This window comes from Gracilibacillus saliphilus, assembly GCF_010994085.1.
GTDB classification, from domain to species: Bacteria; Bacillota; Bacilli; order Bacillales; family Amphibacillaceae; genus Gracilibacillus; species Gracilibacillus lacisalsi.
Genome location: NZ_WJEB01000001.1, coordinates 637267 through 663802 on the forward strand (window position 1 = coordinate 637267; position 26536 = coordinate 663802).

26 protein-coding genes and 1 other annotated feature are annotated in these 26536 nt (G+C 37.2%); of the genes, 25 read left to right on the forward strand and 1 reads right to left on the reverse strand.

Going from position 1 to position 26536, the window contains the following annotated elements; genetic code table 11:
• Positions 1-669: 669 nt before the first annotated feature.
• From spoIIGA to sigG, 3 genes are all read left to right on the forward strand, one after another.
• The gene (gene spoIIGA, locus GHT08_RS03090) at positions 670-1563 is read left to right on the forward strand and encodes a sigma-E processing peptidase SpoIIGA (RefSeq protein ID WP_238343491.1); all 894 of its coding nucleotides are present in this window, start codon (positions 670-672) and stop codon (positions 1561-1563) included.
• A gap of 27 nt (positions 1564-1590) precedes the next feature.
• The gene (gene sigE / locus GHT08_RS03095; protein ID WP_153837044.1) at positions 1591-2310 is read left to right on the forward strand and encodes an RNA polymerase sporulation sigma factor SigE; all 720 of its coding nucleotides are present in this window, start codon (positions 1591-1593) and stop codon (positions 2308-2310) included.
• Positions 2311-2403: 93 nt separating this feature from the next.
• On the forward strand, positions 2404-3183 hold the full coding sequence (gene sigG / locus GHT08_RS03100) for an RNA polymerase sporulation sigma factor SigG (RefSeq protein WP_163579696.1): 780 nt from the start codon (positions 2404-2406) through the stop codon (positions 3181-3183).
• A gap of 331 nt (positions 3184-3514) precedes the next feature.
• Here sigG and GHT08_RS03105 read toward each other — a convergent pair whose 3' ends face one another.
• Positions 3515-3688 carry a YfhD family protein gene (locus GHT08_RS03105; RefSeq protein ID WP_018932758.1) on the reverse strand — a complete coding sequence of 58 codons (174 nt, stop codon included), beginning with the start codon at positions 3686-3688 and terminating at the stop codon, positions 3515-3517.
• A 122-nt stretch (positions 3689-3810) separates the two neighbouring features.
• Here GHT08_RS03105 and GHT08_RS03110 point away from each other — a divergent pair, with 122 nt between their 5' ends.
• The 22 genes from GHT08_RS03110 to pyrE all read left to right on the forward strand — a co-directional run bounded on the left by GHT08_RS03110 (position 3811) and on the right by pyrE (position 26469).
• Positions 3811-4104 (forward strand): YlmC/YmxH family sporulation protein, encoded by a 294-nt coding sequence (locus GHT08_RS03110; protein WP_153837045.1) that lies wholly within the window; start codon positions 3811-3813, stop codon positions 4102-4104.
• A gap of 63 nt (positions 4105-4167) precedes the next feature.
• Positions 4168-4968: a peptidoglycan editing factor PgeF gene (pgeF, locus tag GHT08_RS03115; RefSeq protein ID WP_163579698.1), complete on the forward strand. Its 801-nt coding sequence runs from the start codon at positions 4168-4170 to the stop codon at positions 4966-4968.
• Positions 4969-4991: 23 nt separating this feature from the next.
• Positions 4992-5672 carry a YggS family pyridoxal phosphate-dependent enzyme gene (locus GHT08_RS03120; RefSeq protein WP_163579700.1) on the forward strand — a complete coding sequence of 227 codons (681 nt, stop codon included), beginning with the start codon at positions 4992-4994 and terminating at the stop codon, positions 5670-5672.
• Positions 5673-5684: 12 nt separating this feature from the next.
• Positions 5685-6119 (forward strand): cell division protein SepF, encoded by a 435-nt coding sequence (locus tag GHT08_RS03125; protein WP_163579703.1) that lies wholly within the window; start codon positions 5685-5687, stop codon positions 6117-6119.
• A gap of 9 nt (positions 6120-6128) precedes the next feature.
• Complete coding sequence (locus tag GHT08_RS03130; RefSeq protein ID WP_163579705.1) at positions 6129-6413, forward strand: YggT family protein; 285 nt, start codon at positions 6129-6131, stop codon at positions 6411-6413.
• 8 nt (positions 6414-6421) lie between these two features.
• A complete protein-coding gene (locus GHT08_RS03135; protein WP_163579708.1) occupies positions 6422-7195 on the forward strand; it encodes a YlmH family RNA-binding protein in 774 nt (257 codons plus the stop codon).
• An 85-nt stretch (positions 7196-7280) separates the two neighbouring features.
• Positions 7281-7796, forward strand: a complete 516-nt coding sequence (locus tag GHT08_RS03140) for a DivIVA domain-containing protein (RefSeq protein WP_163578543.1) — start codon at positions 7281-7283, stop codon at positions 7794-7796.
• Between the two features lie 59 nt (positions 7797-7855).
• Positions 7856-8074 (forward strand) — a binding site (T-box leader).
• A 277-nt stretch (positions 8075-8351) separates the two neighbouring features.
• A complete protein-coding gene (gene ileS / locus GHT08_RS03145; RefSeq protein ID WP_163579710.1) occupies positions 8352-11111 on the forward strand; it encodes an isoleucine--tRNA ligase in 2760 nt (919 codons plus the stop codon).
• A gap of 338 nt (positions 11112-11449) precedes the next feature.
• Positions 11450-12328, forward strand: a complete 879-nt coding sequence (locus GHT08_RS03150; protein ID WP_163579712.1) for an SDR family oxidoreductase — start codon at positions 11450-11452, stop codon at positions 12326-12328.
• Positions 12328-12885, forward strand: a complete 558-nt coding sequence (locus GHT08_RS03155) for a TetR/AcrR family transcriptional regulator (protein ID WP_163579714.1) — start codon at positions 12328-12330, stop codon at positions 12883-12885. Before GHT08_RS03150 ends, GHT08_RS03155 begins: the two co-directional genes overlap by 1 nt.
• A gap of 454 nt (positions 12886-13339) precedes the next feature.
• Positions 13340-13813 carry a signal peptidase II gene (lspA, locus tag GHT08_RS03160; RefSeq protein ID WP_163579715.1) on the forward strand — a complete coding sequence of 158 codons (474 nt, stop codon included), beginning with the start codon at positions 13340-13342 and terminating at the stop codon, positions 13811-13813.
• On the forward strand, positions 13810-14724 hold the full coding sequence (locus GHT08_RS03165) for an RluA family pseudouridine synthase (RefSeq protein ID WP_163579717.1): 915 nt from the start codon (positions 13810-13812) through the stop codon (positions 14722-14724). Before lspA ends, GHT08_RS03165 begins: the two co-directional genes overlap by 4 nt.
• Before the next feature lie 217 nt (positions 14725-14941).
• Positions 14942-15484: a bifunctional pyr operon transcriptional regulator/uracil phosphoribosyltransferase PyrR gene (gene pyrR / locus GHT08_RS03170; RefSeq protein WP_163579719.1), complete on the forward strand. Its 543-nt coding sequence runs from the start codon at positions 14942-14944 to the stop codon at positions 15482-15484.
• 130 nt (positions 15485-15614) lie between these two features.
• Complete coding sequence (locus GHT08_RS03175; protein ID WP_163579722.1) at positions 15615-16994, forward strand: solute carrier family 23 protein; 1380 nt, start codon at positions 15615-15617, stop codon at positions 16992-16994.
• A 34-nt stretch (positions 16995-17028) separates the two neighbouring features.
• Entirely contained in the window at positions 17029-17958 is a 930-nt protein-coding gene (locus GHT08_RS03180; RefSeq protein ID WP_163579723.1) for an aspartate carbamoyltransferase catalytic subunit, read from the forward strand.
• Complete coding sequence (locus tag GHT08_RS03185; protein ID WP_163579725.1) at positions 17918-19198, forward strand: dihydroorotase; 1281 nt, start codon at positions 17918-17920, stop codon at positions 19196-19198. The genes GHT08_RS03180 and GHT08_RS03185 overlap by 41 nt, the downstream gene beginning before the upstream one ends.
• Positions 19195-20286 carry a carbamoyl phosphate synthase small subunit gene (locus GHT08_RS03190; RefSeq protein WP_163579728.1) on the forward strand — a complete coding sequence of 364 codons (1092 nt, stop codon included), beginning with the start codon at positions 19195-19197 and terminating at the stop codon, positions 20284-20286. Before GHT08_RS03185 ends, GHT08_RS03190 begins: the two co-directional genes overlap by 4 nt.
• Positions 20286-23486 (forward strand): carbamoyl-phosphate synthase large subunit, encoded by a 3201-nt coding sequence (gene carB, locus GHT08_RS03195; RefSeq protein ID WP_163579730.1) that lies wholly within the window; start codon positions 20286-20288, stop codon positions 23484-23486. Before GHT08_RS03190 ends, carB begins: the two co-directional genes overlap by 1 nt.
• The gene (locus GHT08_RS03200) at positions 23483-24244 is read left to right on the forward strand and encodes a dihydroorotate dehydrogenase electron transfer subunit (RefSeq protein WP_163579732.1); all 762 of its coding nucleotides are present in this window, start codon (positions 23483-23485) and stop codon (positions 24242-24244) included. Before carB ends, GHT08_RS03200 begins: the two co-directional genes overlap by 4 nt.
• Positions 24241-25149 (forward strand): dihydroorotate dehydrogenase, encoded by a 909-nt coding sequence (locus tag GHT08_RS03205; RefSeq protein WP_163579734.1) that lies wholly within the window; start codon positions 24241-24243, stop codon positions 25147-25149. Before GHT08_RS03200 ends, GHT08_RS03205 begins: the two co-directional genes overlap by 4 nt.
• Positions 25149-25853 (forward strand): orotidine-5'-phosphate decarboxylase, encoded by a 705-nt coding sequence (gene pyrF, locus GHT08_RS03210; protein WP_163579736.1) that lies wholly within the window; start codon positions 25149-25151, stop codon positions 25851-25853. The genes GHT08_RS03205 and pyrF overlap by 1 nt, the downstream gene beginning before the upstream one ends.
• On the forward strand, positions 25846-26469 hold the full coding sequence (gene pyrE / locus GHT08_RS03215; RefSeq protein WP_163579738.1) for an orotate phosphoribosyltransferase: 624 nt from the start codon (positions 25846-25848) through the stop codon (positions 26467-26469). The genes pyrF and pyrE overlap by 8 nt, the downstream gene beginning before the upstream one ends.
• Positions 26470-26536 lie beyond the last annotated feature (67 nt).

The following is a 26536-nucleotide window of genomic DNA, read 5'->3' on the forward strand; positions in this document are numbered from 1 at the left end:
TATATAGTGATGTTAACTACCACTCCGGCTGCCCACTTCCCTTTCCGTGGGGTTTGCCCTTCAGCTAACTTTTTCGAGCAAAAACCGCTCGAAAAAGTGGATCTTCAGGTCAAACAATTCCCACAGGAGTGAAAGTGGGCGCCTTCGTTAAGATATGCTCCACAACACTTATACGTAATCAGCCAGTTGATTTCTCCACCATATGTAGCGTTGGGTACGACTATGCTAAAAGGGTTTTCACAGCCCGATAAGTACTGTAATTAAACAGAAAAGTTTAGTTCCATGAGTTCATTTCTTTCTATAATCAGAGAACAAAAATAGCGCAGTATTCTGCCGGAGCGTATGTGAGCACTCATCATTAAGCAGAATGGGAGAAAGCTCACTTTTTCTCCTTTCATTACTTCGCAGTTTCTATCTACTATGTAAAAGAATCATTTTTTTTGTAGTGTTGACATAGTGCGAAGTATATTGAAATTGCTTTCATAAGTTTTTAGCATACCTCTCTTAGATTTATCCTCACTTCGATTCTTCAGTAATTCAACATTTTTATGTTTTTTTTCTGAAAACTAGATGTTTTTTGCATACAAACTGTGACAGACTTCTTTCTTTCTATTCTTTATACTAAATAGACAAGTAAAGCTTATTTCAAATTAGCTGGAAAGGAAGGACATGGTGGTTGTTTATGTAGAAGTCGTATGGCTGCTCAATTTCATGATAGACTGGATGATTCTATTACTAACTCAATCGATTACAAAGCACATAACCAAATGGTATCGATTAGTAATAGCCAGTTTTTTTGGTTCACTTATTGTACCAATATCCTTCATTTTTCCAACGTTTCCGATTGATTCATGGATACTAAAAATAGTGCATTCTTTTATTATTATTTGGATTGCTTTTGGTTTTCAAAATGTTGCTATCTATTTCAAATTGCTTTGTTCGTTTTATTTTATGACATTTTCGATAGGTGGTGGCTTATTTGCCATTCACTTTTTGTTTTCAACTGAAGATTATGTATCAAGTCCAGGTCTAGCAAATGATGAAATACATGGCCTATTTGTTTTAATTGGATTTCCTATCATCCTTTTCTTTACAAAATACCGAATGGACAAGCACAAAATGCACCAGTTCCAACAAGAGTTTTACTACCAGGTAACGATTAAGTGGAAAGGCAAACAAATGGAAACAACTGGATATTTGGATAGTGGAAACCATTTAGTAGATCCGTTTACCCAGACGCCTGTCATTATAGTCGATCAAACGATTTTGGAACATTGGTTTGACAAAGAAGAAATCATGAAACTGCAAACATCCGCTCAGAATTTAATGGAAGGTGAAATACCCGATTCTACTTCGGACACTTTTCGAATATTACCTTTTCAAGGGGTGAGTGGACAACATGATTTTATGCTGGCTTTTAAACCGGATTTACTTGAAATACATATGAAAAATGTCCAACTGACAAACAAGAAGGTTTTAATAGGTATTCAATTTGGGAATTTAGTGGCTGACAACAGTTACCATTGTTTATTACACCCTAAACTTTTTCAGCAGACAGGGTGACATTATAAAGGATAAGGAGTGGAAGGAATGCTAATCGTACAACAAAAATATAAAATGATATTTTACAAAATTCTGAAGAAAATGGGCTTTAAAGTAGACGAAATTTATTACATTGGGGGAAGCGAAGCATTACCACCACCACTATCTAAAGAAGAGGAATATGAATTAATTCATCGATTGCCAGTAGGTGATAAAGCTGCAAGAGCTATGTTAATTGAAAGAAACTTACGCCTTGTTGTTTATATTGCTCGGAAATTTGAAAATACGGGTATTAATATTGAGGATTTAATCAGTATTGGAACAATTGGTTTAATTAAAGCGATCAATACCTTTAATCCCGAAAAGAAGATTAAACTAGCGACATATGCGTCAAGGTGTATTGAAAATGAGATATTAATGTATCTTCGGAAAAATAACAAAATAAAAACAGAGGTTTCGTTTGATGAACCGTTAAATGTGGATTGGGATGGCAATGAGCTTTTACTCTCAGATGTGTTAGGTACGGATGAAGATGTGACATTTAAAGATTTGGAACAGAGCATTGATAAAACATTATTACGAAAAGCGTTAGATCAATTAAATGGCAGGGAAAGACAAATTATGGAGTTAAGATTTGGGCTAGTGGATAAGGAAGAAATGACCCAAAAAGATGTTGCGGATTTACTTGGTATCTCGCAATCCTACATTTCACGATTGGAGAAAAAGATTATAAAAAGGTTGCAAAAGGAGTTTAATAAAATGGTCTGAAAAACGTATATGGTAAATGATGGATGATGCATAAAAACCTCCCGATTGGTGATACTGATTTTTGAGAAGGATCTCCAATTGGGAGGGTATTAAATGACAAGACATAAAGTAGAAATTTGTGGGGTAGATACAGCAACCTTACCAGTATTAAAGAATGATGAAATGCGAATTTTATTTAAGGCTATGCAGAATGGGGATCAATCTGCAAGAGAAAAATTAGTTAATGGCAATTTAAGATTAGTACTTAGTGTTATTCAAAGATTTCATAATCGCGGGGAGTACGGTGATGATTTATTTCAAGTCGGTTGTATCGGTTTATTAAAATCAATTGATAATTTTGACTTAAGTCAGAATGTAAAATTCTCCACCTATGCTGTCCCAATGATTATCGGTGAAATTAGACGGTATTTACGTGATAATAATCCGATAAGAGTATCCAGGTCATTACGAGATATTGCCTATAAAGCGCTGCATGCAAGAGAGAAATTATTAAACAAAACGTCAAAAGATCCTTCTCCTATGGAAATTGCAGAAGAATTAGATGTACCAGTAACTGATGTGATTTTTGCTCTTGATGCAATTCAGGACCCTGTCTCTTTATTTGAGCCTATTTTTAATGATGGCGGGGATCCAATTTATGTAATGGATCAAGTAAGTGATGACAATGTGAAAGATAATGACTGGATTAATCATTTGTCGATAAAAGAAGGTATGCATCGGTTAAATAAACGTGAAAAAATGATACTTAACAAACGTTTTTTCCAAGGTAAAACACAGATGGAAGTAGCTGAAGAAATTGGTATTTCACAAGCTCAAGTGTCGCGGTTGGAAAAAGCTGCAATTAAAGAAATGAATAAAGAAATGTTTGAATAAAAATAGGAGCAAAACCATAGCGGTTTTGCTCCTATTATTCATTCAAAACATACTGCGGATCATCTGTTAATAGGACGGGCGCTTCCGGGGATATCCCTGTCTGTTCCAGGGATATCTCTTTCCCTTCCCTGGATATTCATTTCTGTTCCCTGGATATAGTCGTTTATCCCCGGAAGAGAAGACGTTATCCCCGGGACAGCGAAGACTTTTTCGGGGATAAGGATCGGAATCCCGGGACAGTTTGCTCCAATGGAGGTAATCAATTTATGTCCACGTTATTTCATCGTTTATAAATATTGTGTGTTTTATGATGTTAAGAAGCGATGAGGTTTCATCGCTTCTTGGCTCTTTTGTCTGCTCTTTCGCCTCGTTCTTTTGCTTCTAAATCTTCTGCGTCGGCGAGTTCATTAGAGAATTCTACGTCAATTCCATCTGTTTTTTCCATTTTTGGTGTTTGTGCTAATGGATTTCTCGTAGTATTTTTCTTATGTTCATCTCTACCCATATTAATCCCTCCTCGTATACTTAATGTGTGCCATTATGAAGAGAACATGTGCGAATTTTATTGTCATAACCACCATATTTTTTAAGTCAAGACATATATATTGATATAAAGGAGGGAGCGAAATGATAACATTATCCGCTTTACAAATGAAAGATATTGTGTATATTGAAGATGGAACAAAAATAGGGAGTTTAACGGATATTGAGATAAATGTAGATATGGGAAAAATAACCAATTTAGTTGTAGCAACAAAAACAAAAACTTTTGGAGTTTTTGGAGAGTCACGGGAAATCATCATTCCTTGGGAACATGTTATGAAAATAGGACATGATGTTATTTTGGTGAAAAAGAACGGACAATATCCAACTCTTCCAGTTCAAGAGAAAGAGGATTCTTCATCCACTTATCAGCAGTAACCGACATCGAACTGTATTGCTACGCTAAAATATGATAAAATAATTTAAAATAGGAGGGGTATGATGACAGAACCCTTTATGCAACTTGAAGATAAAGGAATATTATGGATTAAACCATGGATGAGTAATAACTCTAACATTGTAGCTGGTTTTACAACACGTGAGGGCGGTATAAGTCATCCCCCATATCAAAGCAATAACCTAGGTTTTCATGTGGAGGATAATCCGAGCGACGTATTACAAAACCGAAAACGAGTAGCGGAAATGATCTCATTTTCATTAGACAAGTGGGTAATGGCAGACCAAATACATGGTAATCATGTGCAGTTCATTCAATCAAAAGATAGTGGTAGTGGAGCATTTTCCAGAGAGGATGCAATACCAAAAACGGATGGTTTAATTACAACGGAGAAAAATGTGTTGTGTACCGCATTGTTTGCAGACTGTGTTCCATTATTTTTCGCTGACAGAAAGCAAGGAACAGTTGCTATTTCACATGCAGGTTGGAAAGGGACTGTTTCCAATATTGCAAAAAAAACAATCGATTATTTTAAAAAATTGTCATCTGATGTAAAAGATATTGAGGTTGTGATTGGACCAAGTATTTGCGGCTCATGCTATCAAGTAAATGATCATGTTATTCAGCATATTGATGCAAAATATGTTGATTCTTATCAAGGGGCAGATGACCAATACCAGTTAGATTTAAAAGATTTGAACTATCGATTATTAGTGGATGCAGGGGTTTCACCAGATCATATACATATTTCCAAGTATTGCACATCACATCATTCATCATTTTTCTCTCATCGAAGAGACGAGCACCCTACTGGCAGGATGATGGGGTTTATTGCATTTGTTTAACGGTGATGAAAGGAGCTTTAAACATGACAGTAGCAGAAAATCTCACACAAATACAGGAAAATATCAAACATGCATGCGAGAAAGCGGGACGGGGTCCTGAAGATATCACCATTATCGGGGTAACAAAATATGTTACAATAGAAAGAGCTTTAGAAGCTGTTTATTCTGGGGTTCGCCATTTAGGGGAAAATCGGATGGAAGGTTTTCTTGAGAAACACGAGAATATAGGAGAACAAGCAATTTGGCATTTTATTGGTACGTTACAGTCCCGTAAAGTGAAAGACATTATTGATAAGATAGACTATATTCATTCATTAGACCGAAAATCATTAGCTAAGGAAATTAATAAACGGACAGACAAGCCTGTTGATTGTTTTGTTCAAGTGAATGTTAGTGGAGAAGAATCGAAGCATGGACTGCAACCAGAAGATGTTGAGTCGTTTATTGACACGTTACGAAACTATCCAATGATTAGAACAGTCGGATTAATGACGATGGCTCCGCATGTAGATGATGAACAGATATTGCGTAATGCCTTCCAATCTTTACATAAGTTAAAGAATACTATTCAAGAAAAGGGATGGGACCATGCACCGTGTCAGTATTTGTCTATGGGAATGAGTAATGATTATCAGGTTGCAATTGAAGAAGGTGCTACTCATATACGTATTGGTTCCAGTTTAGTGGGGCCATATGAAGAATAGGGGTGATGAATGATGAGTATGAAGGGGAAGTTCCGTAATTTCTTCGGAATTGAAGATGAAGAGTATGAGATCATCGAAGAAGAAATAGAACAAGAGGATAAACCACAGAGGCGAAGCGAAAGAAAAGAAGAGAAAGGCAACGTTGTCAGTTTAAAGTCTGTCCAAAAAAGTGCGAAAATGGTTTTATTTGAGCCTAGGTCATTCAACGAAGTACAGGATATTGCTGATCATGTTGTGAATCGGAGATCTGTTGTCATTAATTTACAACGAGTAGATACACAACAAGCTAAACAAATAATTGACTTTATGAGTGGCACAGTTTATGCTGTTTCTGGTCAGATTAAAAAGCTCGGTTCACAAACTTTTCTATGCACCCCAGAAAATATTGAAATATCTGGAAACATTACGGAAATAATGGAAGAAGCAGATCCAGAACAAAGGTGGTAATTAGTTGAAATGGGATTATTACATGATATTTTATATTATGCGATGACGCTTTACACATATGCGATTATTATTTATATTTTGATGTCTTGGTTTCCAGGAGCTAGGGAGTCCTCTTTTGGTCAAATGTTAGGTTCGATCGTAGAGCCGTATTTGGAACCATTTCGGAAAATTATTCCGCCAATTGGTGGTATGATTGACATATCACCGATTGTGGCACTATTTGTATTGCAATTCGCTTTGCGAGGGTTAAATTTCTTATTTTATAACTTCCTTTATATCGTAATCGGTATATAGGTGATCCTATGGATTTATATCAACATTTTAGGCAAGAGGAATATCCTTTTATCGACCAAGTATTGTCTTGGCGTGATGAAGTAACGACAAGATATCAGCGAAAAGTAATTGATTTTCTACACCCAAGGGAACAAAAGATTTTTGAGATGATAATTGGAAATGATGAAGAATTGCAGTTAGCTTTCTTTGGAGGATGGGAATCAGCTGAACGAAGACGAGCTATACTCGCCCCTTTTTATGAAGAAATCATGGAATCGAGTTTTGAAGTGGAGTTATTACAAGCCACATTCCCACAAAAATTTGTTTCCATTGAACATCGAGACGTTTTAGGCGCTTTTTTATCTGCTGGTATTAAACGAAAAAAGATGGGTGATATTGTTATTCATAATGATACTATTCAAATTCTCGTAGCATCAGATATAACAACCTATCTTATTACAAATGTCACGTCAATTAAAAAAGCAGGAGTCACTTTTGAAAGAGTTCCGATGATCGAAAGACTGCCATCTCAAGATGCTTGGCAATCAAGAACGGCAACATGCGCATCTTTACGCTTAGATGTAATCATCAAAGAAATGTACCAAATGTCCAGACAACAAGCGTTAAATCTGATCAAGAAAGGTCTAGTGAAGGTAAATTTCCAAACCATTGATCAGCCTTCCTTTATGCTTGAGGAAGAAGATCTCATATCGATTAGAGGTAAAGGTAGATCCAGGATTACTGAATTACAAGGTCGTACTAAAAAAGATAAAATAAGAATCACTTTTGAAAAATTATTATAATTTTTTGTTGAATTTTTTAGTGATTTGTCAATAAAGTATGATAAGATATTGTATAAAGAATGACATCTAATAGGAGGTGGCCGATGTGCCTTTAACACCACTCGATATTCATAACAAGGAATTTGCTAGAGGTTTTCGGGGTTATGATGAAGATGATGTAAATGAATTTCTTGATCAAGTGATCAAAGACTATGAAACGGTTATTCGTGAAAAGAAAGATTTAAAAGAAAAAGTGGATCAATTAAATGAGAAGCTTAGTCATTTTTCCAATATCGAAACGACGTTAAACAAATCGATTCTGGTCGCACAGGAGACTGCAGAAGAAGTAAAAGAAAATGCCAAAAAGGAATCTAAATTAATCATAAAAGAAGCAGAAAAAAATGCAGACCGAATCATTAATGAAGCACTGCATAAATCAAGATCTATCGCTTTAGAAGTAGAAGAATTAAAGAAACAAGCGAAAGTCTTCCGTACCAGATTGAAAATGTTGGTAGAAGCACAACTTGATTTAGTAGAAAATAATGATTGGGATGGATTATTTGAAATGGACATCGAAAACGAAGAAGAAGATCTAGAAAGAGAAGAGTCCAATCAATATTAATTCTTGACGTAATAAAAAATATTACATATAATTCTTACTACAAACTTTTTATACTTGAAGGAAATACTATGATTGGGAGAGTATATTTGGATTACTAACAAAGCGAGTTAGGGATGGTGTAAGCCTAACTTAGTACCTAAATAGAAGATCACCCATGAGTAGTTACACTGAATAGAGTAGGTGTAAACGAGTGATTCACGTTACGAATTACTGAGTGGATAGCACAACGAATACTGTTATCTATAAGGGTGGTACCGCGAGAACTCCTCGTCCCTTTCCGGGATGAGGAGTTCTTTTTTGTTTCAGATCCCTTTAACACGGTGAACAAAATCGATAAACTGCGGGATAACGTAATCCCAGGATAATTACGAACATTTGTTCCGTTATTCATCGAAAATAAGGCTAATTCTCTCGAAAAATAACCAAATAAGGGATTATATGTCCGTCAACACTGAAAAACGGTTGTTATTCCGTCAAATAACGCACAAAATGTCCGCTCAACAAACATTTTACTAGTTCGTAGTTTTTTGCAAATCAGAATAAGGAGGAGTTAAATTGGAATATAAACAAACATTAAAAATGCCACAAACGAAATTTCCGATGCGTGGTAATTTACCTAACAAAGAACCGGAAATGCAGAAAAAGTGGGATGAAGAAAATCTTTATGAAAAAGTACAACAGCGAACAGAAGGGAAACCATTGTTCGTATTACATGATGGACCTCCATATGCCAATGGAGACATCCATATGGGGCATGCACTAAACAAAGTATTGAAAGATTTTATTGTCAAATATAAATCAATGGCAGGATTCCACGCACCATATGTGCCAGGCTGGGACACACACGGTCTTCCAATCGAGCAAGCACTTGCTAAGAAGAAAGTGAACCGCAAAAAAATGACCATTGCGGAATTCAGACAAAAATGTGCGGAGTATGCATTAAAGCAAATTGATAATCAACGCAATCAATTTAAACAGTTAGGTGTCAGAGGAGACTGGGAAAATCCTTATATTACATTAAACAAGTCCTATGAAGCAGCACAAATTAAAGTATTCGGAGAAATGGCCAAAAAAGGCTATATCTATAAAGGGCTAAAACCTGTTTACTGGTCTCCATCATCAGAGTCTGCTTTAGCAGAAGCGGAAATTGAGTATCAAGATAAGCGCTCAGCATCTATTTATGTAACATTTGATGTGAAAGATGGTAAAGATTTATTAGATGGAGATGAAAAATTTATCATCTGGACAACGACACCATGGACAATTCCAGCAAACCTAGCAATTTCGGTACATCCTGATCTGGAATATGCAGTTGTTAAAGAAGCTGAAGAAAAATACATTGTCGCACATGATATGTTAAGTGATTTAAAAGATACACTTGAGTGGCAAGAAGCAGAAGTAGTTAAAACATTTAAAGGTCAGGAAGCTGACAAACTAGTAGCAAAGCATCCTTTCTATGAACGTGAATCTTTAGTTATTTTAGGTGAGCACGTAACTACGGAAAGTGGTACAGGACTTGTTCATACTGCTCCAGGTCATGGGGAAGATGACTTTATTGTCGGGAAGCAATATGGTTTAGATGTATTGTGCCCGGTTGATGAAAAAGGAGTTTTCACAGACGAAGCACCAGGTTTTGAAGGGCTATTCTATGATGCAGCTAACAAACAAGTAACCGAAAAACTCGAGGAAAACAATGCGCTGTTAAAACTTAACTTTATTACTCACTCCTACCCACATGACTGGCGTACGAAAAAACCAACGATTTTCCGTGCGACTAATCAGTGGTTTGCATCGATTAAAGATTTCCGAGAAGATATTCTAGCGGAAATTAACCGGATTAACTGGTTGCCAAAATGGGGTGAAACGCGACTATTTAATATGGTGCGTGATCGTGAAGATTGGTGTATTTCTAGACAACGTACGTGGGGCGTGCCAATCCCAGTATTTTACGGTGAAGATAAAACACCAATCATTAATGACGAAACGATCAATCATGTTGCCAAACTATTTGAAGAGCATGGTTCTAATATCTGGTTTGAGTGGGATACGAAAGATTTACTACCGGAAGGATTCTCTTCTGAACACAGTCCAAATGGAGAATTTACGAAAGAAATGGATATCATGGACGTATGGTTTGACTCTGGTAGCTCTCATGAAGGCGTATTGGAAGGAAGAGAAGATCTACAACGACCTGCGGACGTTTATTTAGAAGGTTCTGATCAGTATCGTGGCTGGTTTAACTCATCAATTTCAACAGCTGTGGCCGTAACAGGTAAAGCTCCATATGAAACAGTAATCAGTCACGGTTTCGCATTAGATGGCCAAGGTCGTAAAATGAGTAAATCAGTAGGAAATGTAGTTGTGCCTTCTAAAATCATGAAACAATACGGTGCAGATATTCTGCGCTTATGGGTAGCTTCTGTTGATTATCAGGCAGATGTTCGTATTTCCGATGAGATTATTAAACAAACGTCAGAAGGATATCGTAAAATTCGAAATACGTTCCGCTTCTTACTAGGTAATTTATCTGATTTCACCCTAGAAAACCGTCTAGAAGAAGTACAATTGGAAGAAATCGACCGTTATATGTTATATCGTCTGCAACAAGTGATTGACAAATCACGCAAAGCATATGACGAATATGATTTCTCAACGGTATATCAAACGATTCATCATTTTTGTACGATTGATTTAAGCTCCTTCTATCTAGATTTTGCAAAAGATATTCTCTATATTGAAGCAGAGGATGATCATAGAAGACGTAGCATTCAAACAGTTTATCATGAAATCATCACTTCCTTAGTGAAATTGCTAACACCGATCTTAACTCATACTATGGAAGAAGTGTGGAGCTATATCCCAGGTGTGGAAGCAGAAAGTCCACAGCTAACGGATATGCCAGAAGCAAGAGAAATCAAAGACCAAGAGCAATTAGCTGCTAAATGGTCACAATTTATGAATGTACGTGATGATATTTTGAAAGCATTAGAAGACGCGCGTGCAGAAAAAGTAATTGGTAAATCATTAGAGGCTTCTGTAACTATCAAAGCAAATGATGATAAGGTAGCAACGTTATTAGCTGAAGTACCGTATCTACATCAATTGTTAATTGTTTCTCATGTGGAACTAGTAGATGAGCTAACAGATGGTCAAACGTTTGAACATGTTACATTGAAAATTAGTAAACATGAAGGGGAAACCTGTGAACGTTGTTGGGTGATTTCAGAGACAGTCGGTGAAGATCAAGATCATCCGACATTATGTACACGTTGTGCAACGGTAGTAAAAGAAAACTATGCCGACCTTGTAGAATAGTAATATTAAAGCAACTATCTTCCACAAAAAGATAGTTGCTTTTCTATTCCACATAGAAATATCGTAATAGCCAGTGACTATACAACAAATATAATCTTATGTGAGAGAATGTAATTAAAGTAAATAGTTTTATTTATAGGTGATTGATTTCCGCGAACGTACCAGATTGTTAAGTAACTGTTCATTCCTGGAATACTAATACTTATTCCAAATGATGTTGATCGAAATCTGTTAATACGTTTTAGGTAAGAAAAAATTGAACATTTTTATTATTGTTATTTTAGACTATTTGGTCTAAAATGAGGTTAGACCAAATAGTCTATAGGAGTTGATAAGTAATGGAGCGAGTATTAGTTGCGGGTGCTACCGGTTACCTTGGACGATATGTTGTAAAAGCATTAAAACAAAAAGGTTATTATGTAAAAGTATTGGTGAGATCACAAGATAAGTTAAATCAAGAGGGTGCTTTTTCTTCTCCTTCTATCTATGATTATGTTGATGATATTGTTATTGGAGATGTTACTAGGTCACAATCTATTAAAGATGTATGCACAGATGTTGATTTCGTTTTTTCTTCAGTAGGCATAACAAAGCAAAAGGACAATTTAACATTCATGGATGTAGACTTTAAAGGGAATCTTAATTTATTGAGAGAAGCAGAACGAAGTAAGGTCCAACGATTTATGTATATTAATGTACATGGAGCTGATAAATGTCCCTCTACTTTAATTAAAGCAAAGCAGAGATTTGTAAATGAACTGAAGCATAGTTCTGTTCATCATATTATTATCAATCCAACAGGCTATTACTCTGATATGACTGAATTCTTAACCATGGCTCGAAAAGGAAGAGTGTTTCTATTTGGTAAGGGTTTAAATAAAATGAATCCTATTCATGGAGATGACCTTGCTAATGTTTGTGTTTATGCATTTTCTAAAGAAAACTCAATCGTTGAGGTTGGGGGACCAGATGTTTACACTTATCATGAGATGGCTGAATTAGCTTTAAAGGTAGTTAGTAAAAAGGAAAAAATCACTACAGTTCCTGAATGGTTAGTTAAAATCAGCTTACCATTGTTAAGGGTTATCAATAGAAAGCAATACAATTTGTTTCTATTTATCTTTTATATGATGACACATAATGTTGTTGCTGAATCCCATGGTAAGGTGGATTTAAAATCATATTTTGAAAGTATTAATAAACAAAGAGGGCAATAATGTATACTAGTCAGACAAAGCTAAATCTCATTCAAGCAACAATTGATCTAATTATGAAACATGGTCTTGAAAAACTAACTATTAATAAGGTAATTAAAAAGGCAGAAAGTAGTAAAGGGTCCTTTTATTACTACTTTTCAAATATTGACGACTTGATGAAAGAAGCATTTTTATATTCCTTAAATCATAGCCTTGTTGAGTTTTCATACTGTAATGAACGGTCATTTCAAGAAAATATCAACCTATTCGGGCATCATCTAATCCAAACGTCTAAGAAAAAGTCTTCAGAACATGCCATTATGTTTTTATGGATATCAAAGTGCTTTCAAGATGAAAACTATAAAAAACAGTTTCAAGCAATGCGGAAGCAAATTATTGAGGAGAATACTGTTTCAAAGGAGCTACAGAAAATATTTCAAGTCGATATAAAGTGGCTATATATGTTCGATATCATTATTATAGGTTTTCTGGTACATTGTATCCTTCATGATGATGAGGACGTACTTCTATCGATTTGGCAACAAATTGTTAATATTATGATTTTGAATAAGGTCTAGGTGTTATCATCTACAAAAAGAGGCTGGGACATAACTAAATAGGTAGAATGAGAATTCGAACAATCTGAACTTAGCGTAAGCAAATACGCAGACTCCTTATGACGAGCACGAGCCGAAGATCCACTGTGTGAAGTGCTTTTCTTCACACAGTTAGCTCAAGTAAGCCCACGGAAAGCGAAGTATTTTGCAGAAGCGGTATGTGTACTTAGACTTTAATGTTCGGATTTTTCCTATCTAATTACACTTTTGTCTCAGCCTCTTTTTGTTTAGCACATTAATGTTGTTTAAGCACAACGACAATTTGTTACACAGTACATGCGTACTGCGAAGATTGTTAATAAGATAAAGTCTTGTTTGTAGCTTAGTTGTATTACAAGTTTTCTTTAATGGGAAGATAATGGTATAATATGATGGGTATTTAAGTAGTCGTTTAATGAAATGTCGGAGGTATATTATGTGGAGAGTATATGTAATAGCATTAGTAGTTGTCATTGTTGATCAATTAACAAAATGGCTCATCGTAACAAATATGGAAATTGGAGAACGAATCACCGTTATTGAACCCTTTTTTTATTTAACATCACACCGAAATTCTGGTGCAGCATGGGGGATATTGCAAGGTCAAATGTTCTTTTTCTATATCATTACCGTGATTGTTATTGGTTTTATTATTTTTTACATCCAAAAGTATGGTAAGGAGAGTAAGTGGTTAAGACTAGCATTAGCTTTTGTATTAGGCGGGGCAATTGGCAATTTTATTGATCGCCTGTTCCGAAAAGAAGTAGTCGACTTCTTTGACGTTTATATCGGTACATATGATTATCCAATCTTTAATATTGCTGATTCCGCATTGGTAGTAGGAGTTATCGCTATTTTCATCTATACATTTTTAGATGAGAGAAACAAAAAAAGGAGCAACCAGAAATGAGCGAGTTTTCTTATGTAGTTAAGGCGAGTGATCAAGGAACACGGATAGATAAACTGTTAGTCGACATTACAGAAGATTATTCCAGATCACAAATTAAAACTTGGTTTGATAAAAACTTAGTGCTTGTAAACGGTAAGTCCGTGAAACAAAACTATAAATGCCAGACTGAGGATCAAATTGAGTGGCAAGTACCGGAAGCAGAACCGTTAGATGTAGTGGCAAAAGAGATACCAATTGATATCGTATATGAAGATGAAGATATACTTGTCATTAATAAAAAGAGTGGAATGGTCGTTCATCCAGCAGCTGGCCATCAGGAAGATACTTTAGTCAATGCTTTACTGTATCACTGTGATGATTTATCAGGTATTAATGGTGTAAAAAGACCTGGGATAGTCCATCGAATTGATAAAGATACGAGTGGTTTATTAGTAGTAGCTAAACATGATGTTGCACACGAAAGATTAGCAGAGCAACTGAAAGAGAAAAAAATTAAAAGAGCATATAAAGCAATTGTTCATGGGGATATTCCGCATGAATATGGTTCGATCGATGCTCCGATAGGACGAAGCGAAAAAAATCGTCAATTAATGGATGTTACGGAGAAAGGCAAAGATGCTGTGACACATTTTGAAGTAATCGAAAGACTTCATGGGAAATTCACTTTTGTGAAATGCGTGTTAGAAACTGGAAGAACCCATCAGATTCGTGTGCATATGAAATATATTGGTTACCCATTGGTTGGCGATCCGAAATATGGTCAACGGAAAACAATTGATGTAGATGGTCAAGCATTGCATGCATATCATCTAAGCTTTGAACATCCCGTCAAGCAAGAGCAGATGGAGTTTGAGGCACCGTTACCAGATAAATTTGCGAAGGTATTAGAAAATATCCGAAAAAGTTATTGACTTCGCTTGCCGTTTTTGACATAATATAACCAATATCATAAAGACCTTTTAAAACAGTCCCGTGAGGCTGAAAAGGAAACGGATCAACATACCACAAGTATGTCCAAAATCCTTGTTCTCTCACGAAGAATAAGGATTTTTTTATTGGAATAAAAAGATAAATGACGATCAATCTCTAAATAGGTCTTAATAAGTAATATAAAGCGAGGTTTTTATGATGAATAAAAAAGCAAATGTACTAGACGCACCGGCAATGAGAAGGGCACTGACACGAATTGCCCACGAGATTCTCGAACGAAACAAAGGTGTAGAAGGATTGATGTTAGTAGGTATTAAAACAAGAGGAGTTCCGATTGCCAAACGGCTTCAAGAACGGATTCAAGATATCGAAGGTGTAAAGGTTCCGATTGGAGAATTGGATATTACGCTTTACCGTGATGATTTATCACATGCTGACGATCAGGAACCAACACTAAATGAAGCCAACCTAAAAGAACAAGTTACAGGTAAAAATGTTATTTTAGTAGATGATGTTTTATACACAGGGAGAACAGTGAGAGCTGCAATGGATGCCATTATGGATCAAGGAAGACCATCTCAAATGCAACTGGCTGTCTTAGTTGATCGGGGACATCGTGAACTGCCTATACGTGCAGATTTTATTGGAAAAAACATTCCAACATCCCAAAATGAAATTATTACGGTTGAGTTGGAAGAAATAGATCAAAAAGATAGTGTCAGTATTTATGAAAAAGAATAAGACCTTTAAACAAGTACAGAGATGCTTGCAAGGTCGCATTTAAAGGATACGTGTACCTTTTATACTACACGTCTACCTCTTTGCGACCAGCAAAGAGGTTTTTTTTATCCGAAAAGAAGGAGAGAGAGAAATGTCAGAGAAAAAAATGGTTCTAGATGTCAGAGAAGTACCGAAATTATCAAAATGGTTACTGTTCAGTATACAACACTTATTTGCCATGTTTGGCGCTACAATTTTAGTACCGTTTCTAACAGAATTATCGCCAGCGGTCGCTTTAGTATCCAGTGGTTTAGGTACACTAGCATACCTACTAATTACAAAAGGTCAAATTCCGGCCTATTTAGGTTCCAGCTTTGCTTTTATAGCACCGATCACAAGTGCGATGGCGATAGGTGGACCTGGCGGAGTCATGATTGGAAGTTTCCTTGCAGGTGTTGTGTATGGAGCACTTTCGTTACTGATCGCTGCTTTTGGAACGGATTGGATTATAAAAGTATTACCACCGATCGTAGTAGGACCAGTCATTATTGTGATTGGATTAGGGTTAGCTCCAACTGCGATTGATATGGCAATGAACGTAGACGGTGAATATAGCGGTGTTCACTTCAGTGCAGCCATTGTAACGTTGCTGATCACGGTTATTGGCTCCTTATTATTTAGAGGATTTTTCGGACTTATTCCGATCTTAATTGGGATCATAGCTGGTTATGTTTACTCAATCATTATATCTGCCATCACCAATGTTAAGGTTTTAGATGCCAGTGGCGTACAAGCTGCATGGGATAAAATAGTTTCCAGTAACTCATTTGGTGAGATGGTTCAGTCTATATTCTTAGTACCCGATTTTGTTATCCCGTTTGTTACGTTTAATCCAGCCGATGTGTTTAGCTGGAGTATCGTATTACTTATGGTACCAGTTGCAGTTGTAACGGTAGCAGAACATATCGGTGATCAAATGGTGTTATCTAAAGTAGCAGGCAAAAACTTTATTAAAAAGCCTGGATTACATCGCTCGATATTAGGTGATGGGGTAGCAACGATTATTGCCTCATTATTAGGAGGGCCGCCAAATACAACCTATGGTGAAAACATTGGCGTATTGGCAATAACGAGAGTATTTAGTGTGTTTGTTATCGGTGGAGCAGCAGTACTAGCGATTATTTTCGGATTTATCGGGATTATTACCGAACTGATAGCATCTATTCCTACCCCAGTAATGGGCGGTGTGTCAATCCTGTTGTTCGGTATTATTGCCTCAAGTGGATTACGAATGCTGATTGATAACAACATCGACCTTGGAATTAAACGAAATCTAGTCATTTCGTCAGTTATCTTAGTAATCGGTATAGGTGGAGCATATGTAAACATACCGGTCGGAGATGTAGATGTGACTATCGCAGGCATGGCACTTTCAGCCTTAATTGGTTTGATTTTAAACCTTATCTTACCTGAGAAAGAATCAGGTTATGGCAATGGTAATATGTTTGCAGCACCTGAAGATGAAGAATAAGTGTTCAATAAAAAAAGATGGGGAGGATGTAAAGATGGAGCATTTTGTGACGATGAAGGATCAAACAGCAACAGAAATACTGCAATTGGTAAAAAGAGCAAATCATATTAGTCAGACAGGCGGAAATCCACTAAAAGGACAATTTTTTGCCGCTAACCTTTTCTTTGAACCTAGTACGCGCACTAAGATGAGTTTTGTTGTAGCAGAAAGAAAACTTGGAATTGAACCATTAGACTTTATGGCAGACGTCTCAAGTATAACGAAGGGTGAAAGTATTTATGATACAGCAAAAACATTTGAAGCGATTGGGGCAAACTTTATCGTTTTAAGACATCAAGAAGAGAATATTGCGAAACAATTAGCCGAATCTTTATCCATCCCTGTTATTAATGCAGGAGACGGGACAGGCGAGCACCCAACACAGTGCCTGCTTGATCTTGTAACCATTTATCAGGAATATAAACAATTTAATGGATTAAAAGTAGTGATTGCTGGAGATATCAAGCATAGTCGAGTTGCTCGATCTAATGCAATTGCCCTTTCCACATTAGGATGTGAGGTCTATCTAACAGGTAAGGAAGAATGGCATGATAACTCATTAGCTTTTCCATATGTATCGATGGATGAAGCTATCGAGATAGCGGATGTTCTGATGTTACTGCGTATTCAGCATGAACGACATCAGGGTCAATTCAGCCTGCCACAAGAAAGTTATCTGGAGAAATACGGATTGACGACAGAACGAGAAGCAAGCATGAAAAAGCATGCGATAATCTTGCATCCGGCACCTGTGAATAGAGGAGTAGAAATAGATTCTAGCTTAGTAGAATGTGAAAGATCTCGAATTTTTAAACAAATGAAAAATGGTGTAGTAGCAAGAATGGCAGTAATGGAGACACTTTTGAACCAAGGAGGCAACTTCAGTGAAGAAAATTTTAACAAACGTCAAGCAATTATCGGATAATGGTAAAGTACAATCGTGTGAAATTTTGATAGAAGAGGGAAAAATTAAAGCAATTGGAACCGACATAGAAGTTCCAGGAGCAGAAAGAATCGATGGTAATGGCAACTTGGTTACTCCAGGATTTGTGGATGTCCATGTTCATTTAAGAGAGCCAGGTGGTGAGGCTAAAGAAACGATTGCAACGGGTACAAAATCAGCAGCACGTGGGGGCTATACAACAGTATGTGCGATGCCTAATACGCAACCAACACCTGATTCTGTTGAAGTGCTACAATCCATCCAGGACAGAATTAAAGAAACAGCAGAAATTCGAGTATTGCCTTATGCATCGATTACCGAACGACTTGTAGGAAACAAGTTAACGGATATGAAGGCATTAAAGCAAGCGGGAGCTTTTGCTTATACAGATGATGGTGTAGGTGTTCAATCAGCTGATATGATGCTCCAGGCGATGACACAAGCAGCAGCTGTTGACATGCCTATTGTTGCTCACTGTGAGGAAAATACCTTAATCCACAACGGCGTGATGCACGAAGGTCAAGTGAGCCAGCGATTAGGTTTACCTGGAATACCTTCGATTTGTGAGTCTGTTCAAATTGTCCGTGATGTTCTTCTAGCAGAAGCAACGGGATGTCATTATCACGTATGCCACGTCAGTACGAAAGAATCTGTCCGCGTAATCCGCGATGCGAAACAAGCAGGGATTCGTGTAACAGCAGAAGTAACACCACATCATCTAATAATCAATGAAAATGATATTACCGAAAATGATGCGAATTTTAAAATGAACCCACCTTTACGTGCAAAAGAAGATCAAGCGGCACTTATCGAAGGCTTACTAGATGGAACGATCGATTTTATTGCAACAGATCATGCGCCGCATACTGCTGAGGAGAAAGCAAACGGTATGGAAGAAGCACCATTTGGCATTGTTGGGTTTGAAACAGCATTTTCTCTTCTATATAGCCATTTTGTCCAAAAAGGAATCTTTACACTGAAACAGCTCATTGATTGGTTGACCGTAAAACCAGCAGATACTTTCGGGCTACCATACGGAAGAATGGAGGTTGGTGCTAGTGCCGATTTAACACTACTCGATCTCGAAACAAATGAAAATATAAATAAAGATACGTTTGTATCGAAAGGAAAAAATACACCATTTGACAAATGGGAAGTAACGGGAAAACCAGTTATGACGATTTATCAAGGTCAGATTGCTTATGAGGAGGCAACAGAATGAAAAGACAGCTTATTTTAGAAGATGGTACCGTTTTTCATGGGGATGCATTTGGTTCATTAGAAGAAAGTATGGGCGAAGTTGTATTCAATACGGGGATGACAGGTTACCAAGAAATATTATCAGATCCTTCCTATTGTGGTCAAATTGTCACGATGACATATCCGCTTATCGGAAACTATGGCATTAATCGAGATGATTTTGAAACGATTACGCCATCCATTTTTGGATTTATAGTAAAGGAATATGCTGAAATGCCTTCCAACTTCCGTAGTGATGAAAACCTCGATGAGTATTTAAAAGCAAATAATATACCAGGCATTTCTGGAATTGATACAAGAAAACTAACGAAAATATTGCGTAAGCATGGTACAATGCGTGGCATTTTAACAGAAGCAGGTGCTGAAGATAAAGAAGCTTTGGAGAAATTAAAACAAGCAAATCTGTTAACAAACCAAGTAGAGCAGGTTTCTACTGTAAAGCCGTATGTTTCACCAGGAAGAGGATACCGGATTGTATTAGTCGATTTTGGGATGAAGCATGGAATTTTACGAGAATTAACGAAACGTAATTGTCATGTTACAGTCGTACCTTACAACTACAGTGCAGATAATATTTTGCGCCTGAAGCCGGATGGCATCATGCTAACGAATGGTCCTGGTAATCCTAAGAATGTTCCCGAAGCTATTGAAATGATCAAAAAAGTAATTCCTACTGTTCCAACTTTCGGGATCTGCCTAGGACATCAACTATTGTCTTTAGCATGTGGAGCAGATACAGAAAAATTAAAATTTGGCCATCGTGGCTCCAACCATCCAGTCTATGATTTTGAAACACAACGAACTTATTTAACTTCGCAAAACCATGGGTATGCAGTCACCGAATCATCGATTGCACAAACAGATTTAGTGCTTACGCAAATCGCCTTAAATGATAAAACCGTGGAAGGAGTTAAACATTCCGAATATCCAGCTTTTTCGGTTCAATATCACCCGGAAAACTCACCAGGTCCTGATGATACGAACTATTTATTTGACCTATTTATGGAAAATATCGCAAGCTATCAAACAGCACAGAAGGAGGAAGTCTAATGCCAAAAAGAACGGATATTCAAAAGATTTTAGTAATCGGATCAGGTCCAATTGTGATTGGACAAGCAGCAGAATTTGACTATTCCGGTACACAAGCATGTCAGTCATTGAAAGAAGAAGGTTATACAGTTATTCTAGCAAACTCCAACCCAGCAACGATTATGACCGACCACACGATTGCGGATACGGTATATATGGAACCTTTAACTGTAGAATTTCTATCTAAAATCATTCGTAAAGAACGTCCTGACGCTGTATTGCCAACGCTTGGTGGCCAGACTGGCTTGAATCTAGCTGTTGCTTTAGATGAATCAGGTATTTTAGAAGAGTATGGAGCAGAATTATTAGGTACGAAGCTGGATGCGACCCAACAGGCAGAAGATCGTGAAAAATTTAGAACTTTAATGAATGAAATTAATGAGCCTGTACCAGAAAGTCAAATTGTCAACACAGTAGATCAAGCATTAGATTTTGCAGAAGAAATCGGATATCCACTAATAGTAAGACCAGCGTACACACTAGGCGGTACCGGTGGTGGTATGTGTTACAACGAAGCAGATTTAAAAGAAATAACAAGAAATGGCTTAGCATTATCACCAGTAAACCAATGTTTGATTGAAAAGAATATCGCAGGTTTTAAAGAAATAGAGTATGAAGTCATGCGCGACAAAAATGATCAAGCAATTGTTGTATGTAACATGGAAAACATTGATCCAGTCGGCATTCATACGGGAGATTCCATAGTCGTTGCGCCATCACAAACTTTGAGCGACCGTGAATATCAAATGTTACGTTCTGCCTCTTTAAAAATCATTCGCGCATTAGAAATTGAAGGAGGCTGTAACGTTCAATTAGCACTAGATCCGAACAGCTTCCAATATTATATTATTGAAGTAAATCCAAGGGTGAGCCGTTCGTCAGCTTTAGCGTCAAAAGCAACAGGTTATCCAATTGCCAAGATTGCCGCTAAAATCGCGATCGGTATGAGTTTAGATGAAATCATGAATCCAATTACCGGAACTACTTATGCGATGTATGAGCCAGCATTAGATTATGTTGTGACGAAATTCCCACGCTTTCCATTTGACAAGTTTGTATTGGGTAACCGGAAGCTCGGTACTCAAATGAAAGCGACAGGAGAAGTAATGGCGATCGGCCGTAATTTCGAAGAGTCCTTATTGAAAGGAATACGTTCACTGGATATTAGTGGTGAAGATTTCTACTTGCCTGTCTTAGAAAATGAATCAATAGAACTGTTAAAAGAACGCTTAGTACATGCTGATGATGAAAGAATTTATGTATTAGCAGAAGTATTGAGACAAGGGATGTCAGTTGAAGAAATATTTCAATTAACCAAAATAGACCGCTTTTTCTTAGAAAAATTAAAGAAGATTATCGACTTTGAAGCGAAATTAGCGGATATTCCGCAAAATCTTGACCTGCTAAAAGAAGCAAAAAAACTAGGTTTGTCGGATACACACATCGCTCGCCTTTGGAATGTCGATGTAGATGAAGTGTATCAGCTTAGAAAAGCAGAAGATATTTTACCAGTTTATAAGATGGTAGATACTTGTGCAGCAGAGTTCGAATCGGAAACACCTTATTTCTACAGTGCATATGAAGAGGAAAATGAGTCGGTAGTAACCAACCGCAATAAAGTATTAGTGATCGGTTCTGGTCCAATCCGAATTGGTCAAGGGATTGAGTTCGATTATGCGACGGTTCACTCTGTACTAGCACTAAAAGAAGCTGGCTATGAAGCAATCATTATGAATAGTAACCCAGAGACAGTTTCAACTGACTTTAGTGTGTCAGACAAGTTATATTTTGAGCCATTAACATTAGAAGATGTCATGCATGTGATTGATTTAGAAAAACCAGAAGGAGTAATTGTTCAATTTGGAGGTCAAACAGCTATCAATCTTGCGGAAGGGTTAGAACGTCGCGGAGTAAGAATATTAGGTACTCCACTTACAGCTATAGATACAGCGGAAGATCGGGATAAATTCGAACAACTTTTACAAGAATTAGACATTCCACAACCACAAGGTAAAAGTGTGCGTCAGTTAGATCAAGCAAAAGCAGCAGCCTCCTCGATCGGTTATCCAGTTTTAGTACGCCCATCCTATGTAATTGGTGGAAGTCAGATGGAAATTGTCTATAGTGAAGATGAATTGGAGAGCTATTTAGCGAAAACAAACCATATTAAGCATAAGCATCCAGTGTTAATCGATAAATATTTGACTGGAATTGAAGTGGAAGTCGATGCAATCAGTGATGGGGAAACAACGATCATTCCAGGTGTAATGGAGCACATTGAACGTGCTGGGGTACACTCTGGTGACTCGATTGCCGTCTATCCTTCGCAGCGATTATCAGATGATATTAAGCAAAAATGTGTAAACACTACGATAAAAATAGCGGAAAAATTAGGTGTCAAAGGACTTATAAATATTCAATTTGTCGTGCACCACGATGAAGTGTATGTACTAGAAGTGAACCCAAGAGCAAGCCGGACGATTCCGTTTTTAAGTAAGATAACAGGTGTAACAATGGCCAATATTGCTACACGCTGTATTATTGGTGAATCACTGGCAAACATGGGTTATCAAAAAGGCTTACTACCTGAGTCAGAAACAGTTTCAGTTAAAGTACCAGTATTCTCTTTTGAAAAGTTACGTAGTGTCGATACAATGCTTGGACCTGAAATGAAATCAACAGGGGAAGCAATTGGACGTGACAGAACCTTAGAAAAAGCATTATATAAAGGTCTAACGGCATCTGGGTTAAAGATTCCGATGGAAGGAGCAATCCTGATTACGATAGCTGATAAAGATAAGGGCGAAGCATCGGAAATTGCGAAACGCTTCTTTGAACTAGGCTTCCATCTTTATGCAACAGAAGGAACTGCTAAAACGATTAGAGAATTAAATATCCCTGTCACAGAAGTTGGTAAAGTTGGAGCAGAAGGTAAAAACGTAATTTCGATTATTGAGCAAGGAGAAGTACAAGTCGTTATTAATACGTTGACTTCTGGTAAGAAACCACGCTCAGACGGTTTTAGAATCCGTCGTGAAGCGGTAGAGCATGGTATTCCATGTTTAACCAGCTTAGATACTGCAGAAGCAATCGTTAATGTAATTGATTCGACAACATTTACTGCCAAGCCTGCAGTAGAAGGGAAGGCGATTGTACTGTGATCACGAAACAATTGCTGAAAATAAACAGTCATCTGCAAATTGCAGAAGATACCTTTGAAGTGGTATTGCAATCACCTTTAGCAAAAGAACTAAAACCTGGACAGTTTGTGCATATCGCCTTAACGAATCATATGTTGCGCAGACCAGTTTCTGTCGCAGGGGTTGACACGCAGGCAGAAACTTTTACGATCATATTCAAAATATTTGGGGCTGGAACGCGTGAACTAAGTAAATGTCAGGCAGGAGACACTCTTGATGTTATTTTGCCATGTGGCTCCTATTACCCAATTGATCAGTTAGCAATAGATCAAGCTTTAATAGTTGGTGGAGGGATTGGAGTCCCTCCGCTCTACTATCTAGCAAAAACGCTCAAGGAAAATGGAGTAAAGGTGACGAGTGTTCTGGGTTTCCAATCGAAAGATCAAATCTTTTATGAAGAAAAGTTTCAAGTGTTAGGTGATACGTATATTGCAACAAACGATGGTAGTTATGGAACAAAAGGTTTTGTTACAGATATTATTGATGAAATAAATCCTACTTTCGATTACTTTTTCTCTTGTGGACCAACCCCAATGTTAAAGGCTGTTTCGCATCAATTAGAGGGGTACAACGGCTACATTTCTTTAGAAGAGAGAATGGGATGTGGTGTCGGTACATGTTATGCATGTGTTGTACCTTTAAAACAAGATCCTAAACAATCGAAAAAAATATGTAAGGATGGACCAGTATTTTCAGCAAATGAGGTGATCTTATCATGAATTTAACGACAAGATTACCTGGCTTAACGTTAAAAAATCCTGTCATGCCTGCTTCTGGTTGTTTCGGCTTTGGTAAAGAATATAGTCAGTTTTATGATTTAAGTGAATTGGGAGCAATTATCGTCAAAGCAGCAACAGGTGAAGCAAGATTCGGGAATCCGACTCCACGAGTAGCCGAAACATCTAGTGGTATGTTAAATGCGATCGGACTACAAAATCCTGGTGTTGAAAAAATTATCGAAGAAGAGTTACCTTTTTTACGATCATATGACACACCAGTTATTGCAAATGTTGCAGGTAGTACGGTAGAGGAATATGTCAAAGTTACCGAAACATTGAATCGTTCAGAAGATATCGCTGCATTAGAACTAAATATATCATGCCCTAATGTAAAAGAGGGTGGTGTCCAATTTGGAACGGATCCGTCACTTGCGAAAGAAGTAACTTATCAGGTAAAAGAAGCAAGTGACTACCCGGTTTATGTTAAATTATCTCCGAATGTATCTAATATTGTAGAAATGGCAAAAGCGGTAGCAGATGCCGGAGCTGATGGTTTATCGATGATTAATACGCTAACAGGAATGCAAATAAATTTAAAACAGCGCAAACCGATTATTGCCAATCAAACTGGTGGGTTATCAGGTCCAGCAATAAAACCGATTGCGATTCGGATGATCTATGAAGTCCGTCAATCACTCGATATTCCGATTATTGGAATGGGTGGAATCATTACAGCGGAAGATGTTTTAGAATTTCTTTTAGCAGGTGCTAATGCTGTAGCAGTGGGAACGGCTAATTTTCAAAACCCACTTGCATGCCCTGAGATAATGAATGATTTACCAAGTGTGTTAAAGCAATATGGATTTGATTCAGTGGAAGACGCAATAGGAAAGGGGCATGTGTAATGGAACAACCATTTTTCCTCGCATTAGATTTTCGTACAGCAGATGATGTGAAAGTATTTATCGAGAAGCATGACTTACATGGAGTACCTGTAAAAGTAGGAATGGAGTTATTTTATCGTGAAGGCAGGGAAATGATTGATTGGCTAAAAGGACATAAACATCCGATTTTTTTAGATTTGAAACTCCATGATATTCCGACAACGGTAGAAAAAGCCATGTTTAATTTAGCTACCTTAGGGGTTGATATTGTCAACGTTCATGCTTCAGGAGGGTCTGAAATGATCAAAGCAGCAAAGAGAGGACTAGAAGCAGGGGCGGATGGTAAAGTTCCTAAACTAATTGCGGTAACTGTTCTGACATCAATGGATCAGTCAACATTAAAAGAGGAATTATATATCAATCAATCAGTAGACGATGCCGTTAAACGTCTAGCATTATTAACCAAAAATAGCGGTGCAGATGGTGTTGTCTGTTCAGCACATGAAGTACCAATTATTAAACAAGCTTGTGGTGATGACTTCTTAACCGTAACACCAGGAATTAGATTGACTGAGTCTAATCAGAATGATCAAAAACGAGTAGCAACCCCTCAATTTGCGAAACAAAATGGAGCGGATTATCTAGTGATAGGCAGAAGTATTACACAGGCAGAAAATCCAAAAGCTAATTATAGCCGAGTAGTAGAGGAGTGGGGAAATGCTTAAATCAAAAGAAATTGCCAATGCTCTATATGAGATAGATGCCATTCAAATTCGTCCCGACCGATCGTTCGTATGGACATCTGGTATTCATTCTCCCATCTATTGTGATAATCGATTAACGATGTCTTACCCAGATGTACGAATACAAATCGTAAAACAATTCGTGGAAATAATTGATCAATTAGAAGAAAAACCAGATGTGATTGCAGGTTGTGCCACCGCAGGAATACCTCATGCTGCATGGCTAGCAGATTATTTAAATCTTCCAATGGTATATGTACGATCCAAACCAAAAGGACATGGTAAACAAAATCAGATAGAGGGTAAGGTAGAACAAGGAGATAAAGTCATCGTAATTGAGGACCTTATATCTACAGGTGGATCATCTATTGAAAGTGCACTTGTGTTACAAGAAGCAGGTGCTGAGGTTTTGAGTGTATTAGCTATCTTTAGTTATGGATTAAGAAAAGCAGACAAACAATTTAAGGATGCTAACATACCTTTTACAACGATTACTAACTTTGATATTTTAGCTGAAGCATTAGTTGAAAATAATGAAATTACAAATGCAGAGAAAACAGACTTATTACAATGGCGAGATGAATTAGGAAATAATTAAAATTAATATTTCCTGGGAAACCGCAGGAAATGTATTTATTCGATGTTGTTCGACGAGGATATGCGGA

What these genes read in the sequence shown, in the direction of transcription:
- spoIIGA (WP_238343491.1), top strand. Translation starts at nt 670, where the DNA reads ATGGTGGTTGTTTATGTAGAAGTCGTATGGCTGCTCAATTTCATGATA.
- sigE (WP_153837044.1), top strand. Translation starts at nt 1,591, where the DNA reads ATGCTAATCGTACAACAAAAATATAAAATGATATTTTACAAAATTCTG.
- sigG (WP_163579696.1), top strand. Translation starts at nt 2,404, where the DNA reads ATGACAAGACATAAAGTAGAAATTTGTGGGGTAGATACAGCAACCTTA.
- GHT08_RS03105 (WP_018932758.1), bottom strand. Translation starts at nt 3,688, where the DNA reads ATGGGTAGAGATGAACATAAGAAAAATACTACGAGAAATCCATTAGCA.
- GHT08_RS03110 (WP_153837045.1), top strand. Translation starts at nt 3,811, where the DNA reads ATGATAACATTATCCGCTTTACAAATGAAAGATATTGTGTATATTGAA.
- pgeF (WP_163579698.1), top strand. Translation starts at nt 4,168, where the DNA reads ATGACAGAACCCTTTATGCAACTTGAAGATAAAGGAATATTATGGATT.
- GHT08_RS03120 (WP_163579700.1), top strand. Translation starts at nt 4,992, where the DNA reads ATGACAGTAGCAGAAAATCTCACACAAATACAGGAAAATATCAAACAT.
- GHT08_RS03125 (WP_163579703.1), top strand. Translation starts at nt 5,685, where the DNA reads ATGAGTATGAAGGGGAAGTTCCGTAATTTCTTCGGAATTGAAGATGAA.
- GHT08_RS03130 (WP_163579705.1), top strand. Translation starts at nt 6,129, where the DNA reads ATGGGATTATTACATGATATTTTATATTATGCGATGACGCTTTACACA.
- GHT08_RS03135 (WP_163579708.1), top strand. Translation starts at nt 6,422, where the DNA reads ATGGATTTATATCAACATTTTAGGCAAGAGGAATATCCTTTTATCGAC.
- GHT08_RS03150 (WP_163579712.1), top strand. Translation starts at nt 11,450, where the DNA reads ATGGAGCGAGTATTAGTTGCGGGTGCTACCGGTTACCTTGGACGATAT.
- GHT08_RS03155 (WP_163579714.1), top strand. Translation starts at nt 12,328, where the DNA reads ATGTATACTAGTCAGACAAAGCTAAATCTCATTCAAGCAACAATTGAT.
- lspA (WP_163579715.1), top strand. Translation starts at nt 13,340, where the DNA reads ATGTGGAGAGTATATGTAATAGCATTAGTAGTTGTCATTGTTGATCAA.
- GHT08_RS03165 (WP_163579717.1), top strand. Translation starts at nt 13,810, where the DNA reads ATGAGCGAGTTTTCTTATGTAGTTAAGGCGAGTGATCAAGGAACACGG.
- pyrR (WP_163579719.1), top strand. Translation starts at nt 14,942, where the DNA reads ATGAATAAAAAAGCAAATGTACTAGACGCACCGGCAATGAGAAGGGCA.
- GHT08_RS03175 (WP_163579722.1), top strand. Translation starts at nt 15,615, where the DNA reads ATGTCAGAGAAAAAAATGGTTCTAGATGTCAGAGAAGTACCGAAATTA.
- GHT08_RS03180 (WP_163579723.1), top strand. Translation starts at nt 17,029, where the DNA reads ATGGAGCATTTTGTGACGATGAAGGATCAAACAGCAACAGAAATACTG.
- GHT08_RS03190 (WP_163579728.1), top strand. Translation starts at nt 19,195, where the DNA reads ATGAAAAGACAGCTTATTTTAGAAGATGGTACCGTTTTTCATGGGGAT.
- carB (WP_163579730.1), top strand. Translation starts at nt 20,286, where the DNA reads ATGCCAAAAAGAACGGATATTCAAAAGATTTTAGTAATCGGATCAGGT.
- GHT08_RS03205 (WP_163579734.1), top strand. Translation starts at nt 24,241, where the DNA reads ATGAATTTAACGACAAGATTACCTGGCTTAACGTTAAAAAATCCTGTC.
- pyrF (WP_163579736.1), top strand. Translation starts at nt 25,149, where the DNA reads ATGGAACAACCATTTTTCCTCGCATTAGATTTTCGTACAGCAGATGAT.
- pyrE (WP_163579738.1), top strand. Translation starts at nt 25,846, where the DNA reads ATGCTTAAATCAAAAGAAATTGCCAATGCTCTATATGAGATAGATGCC.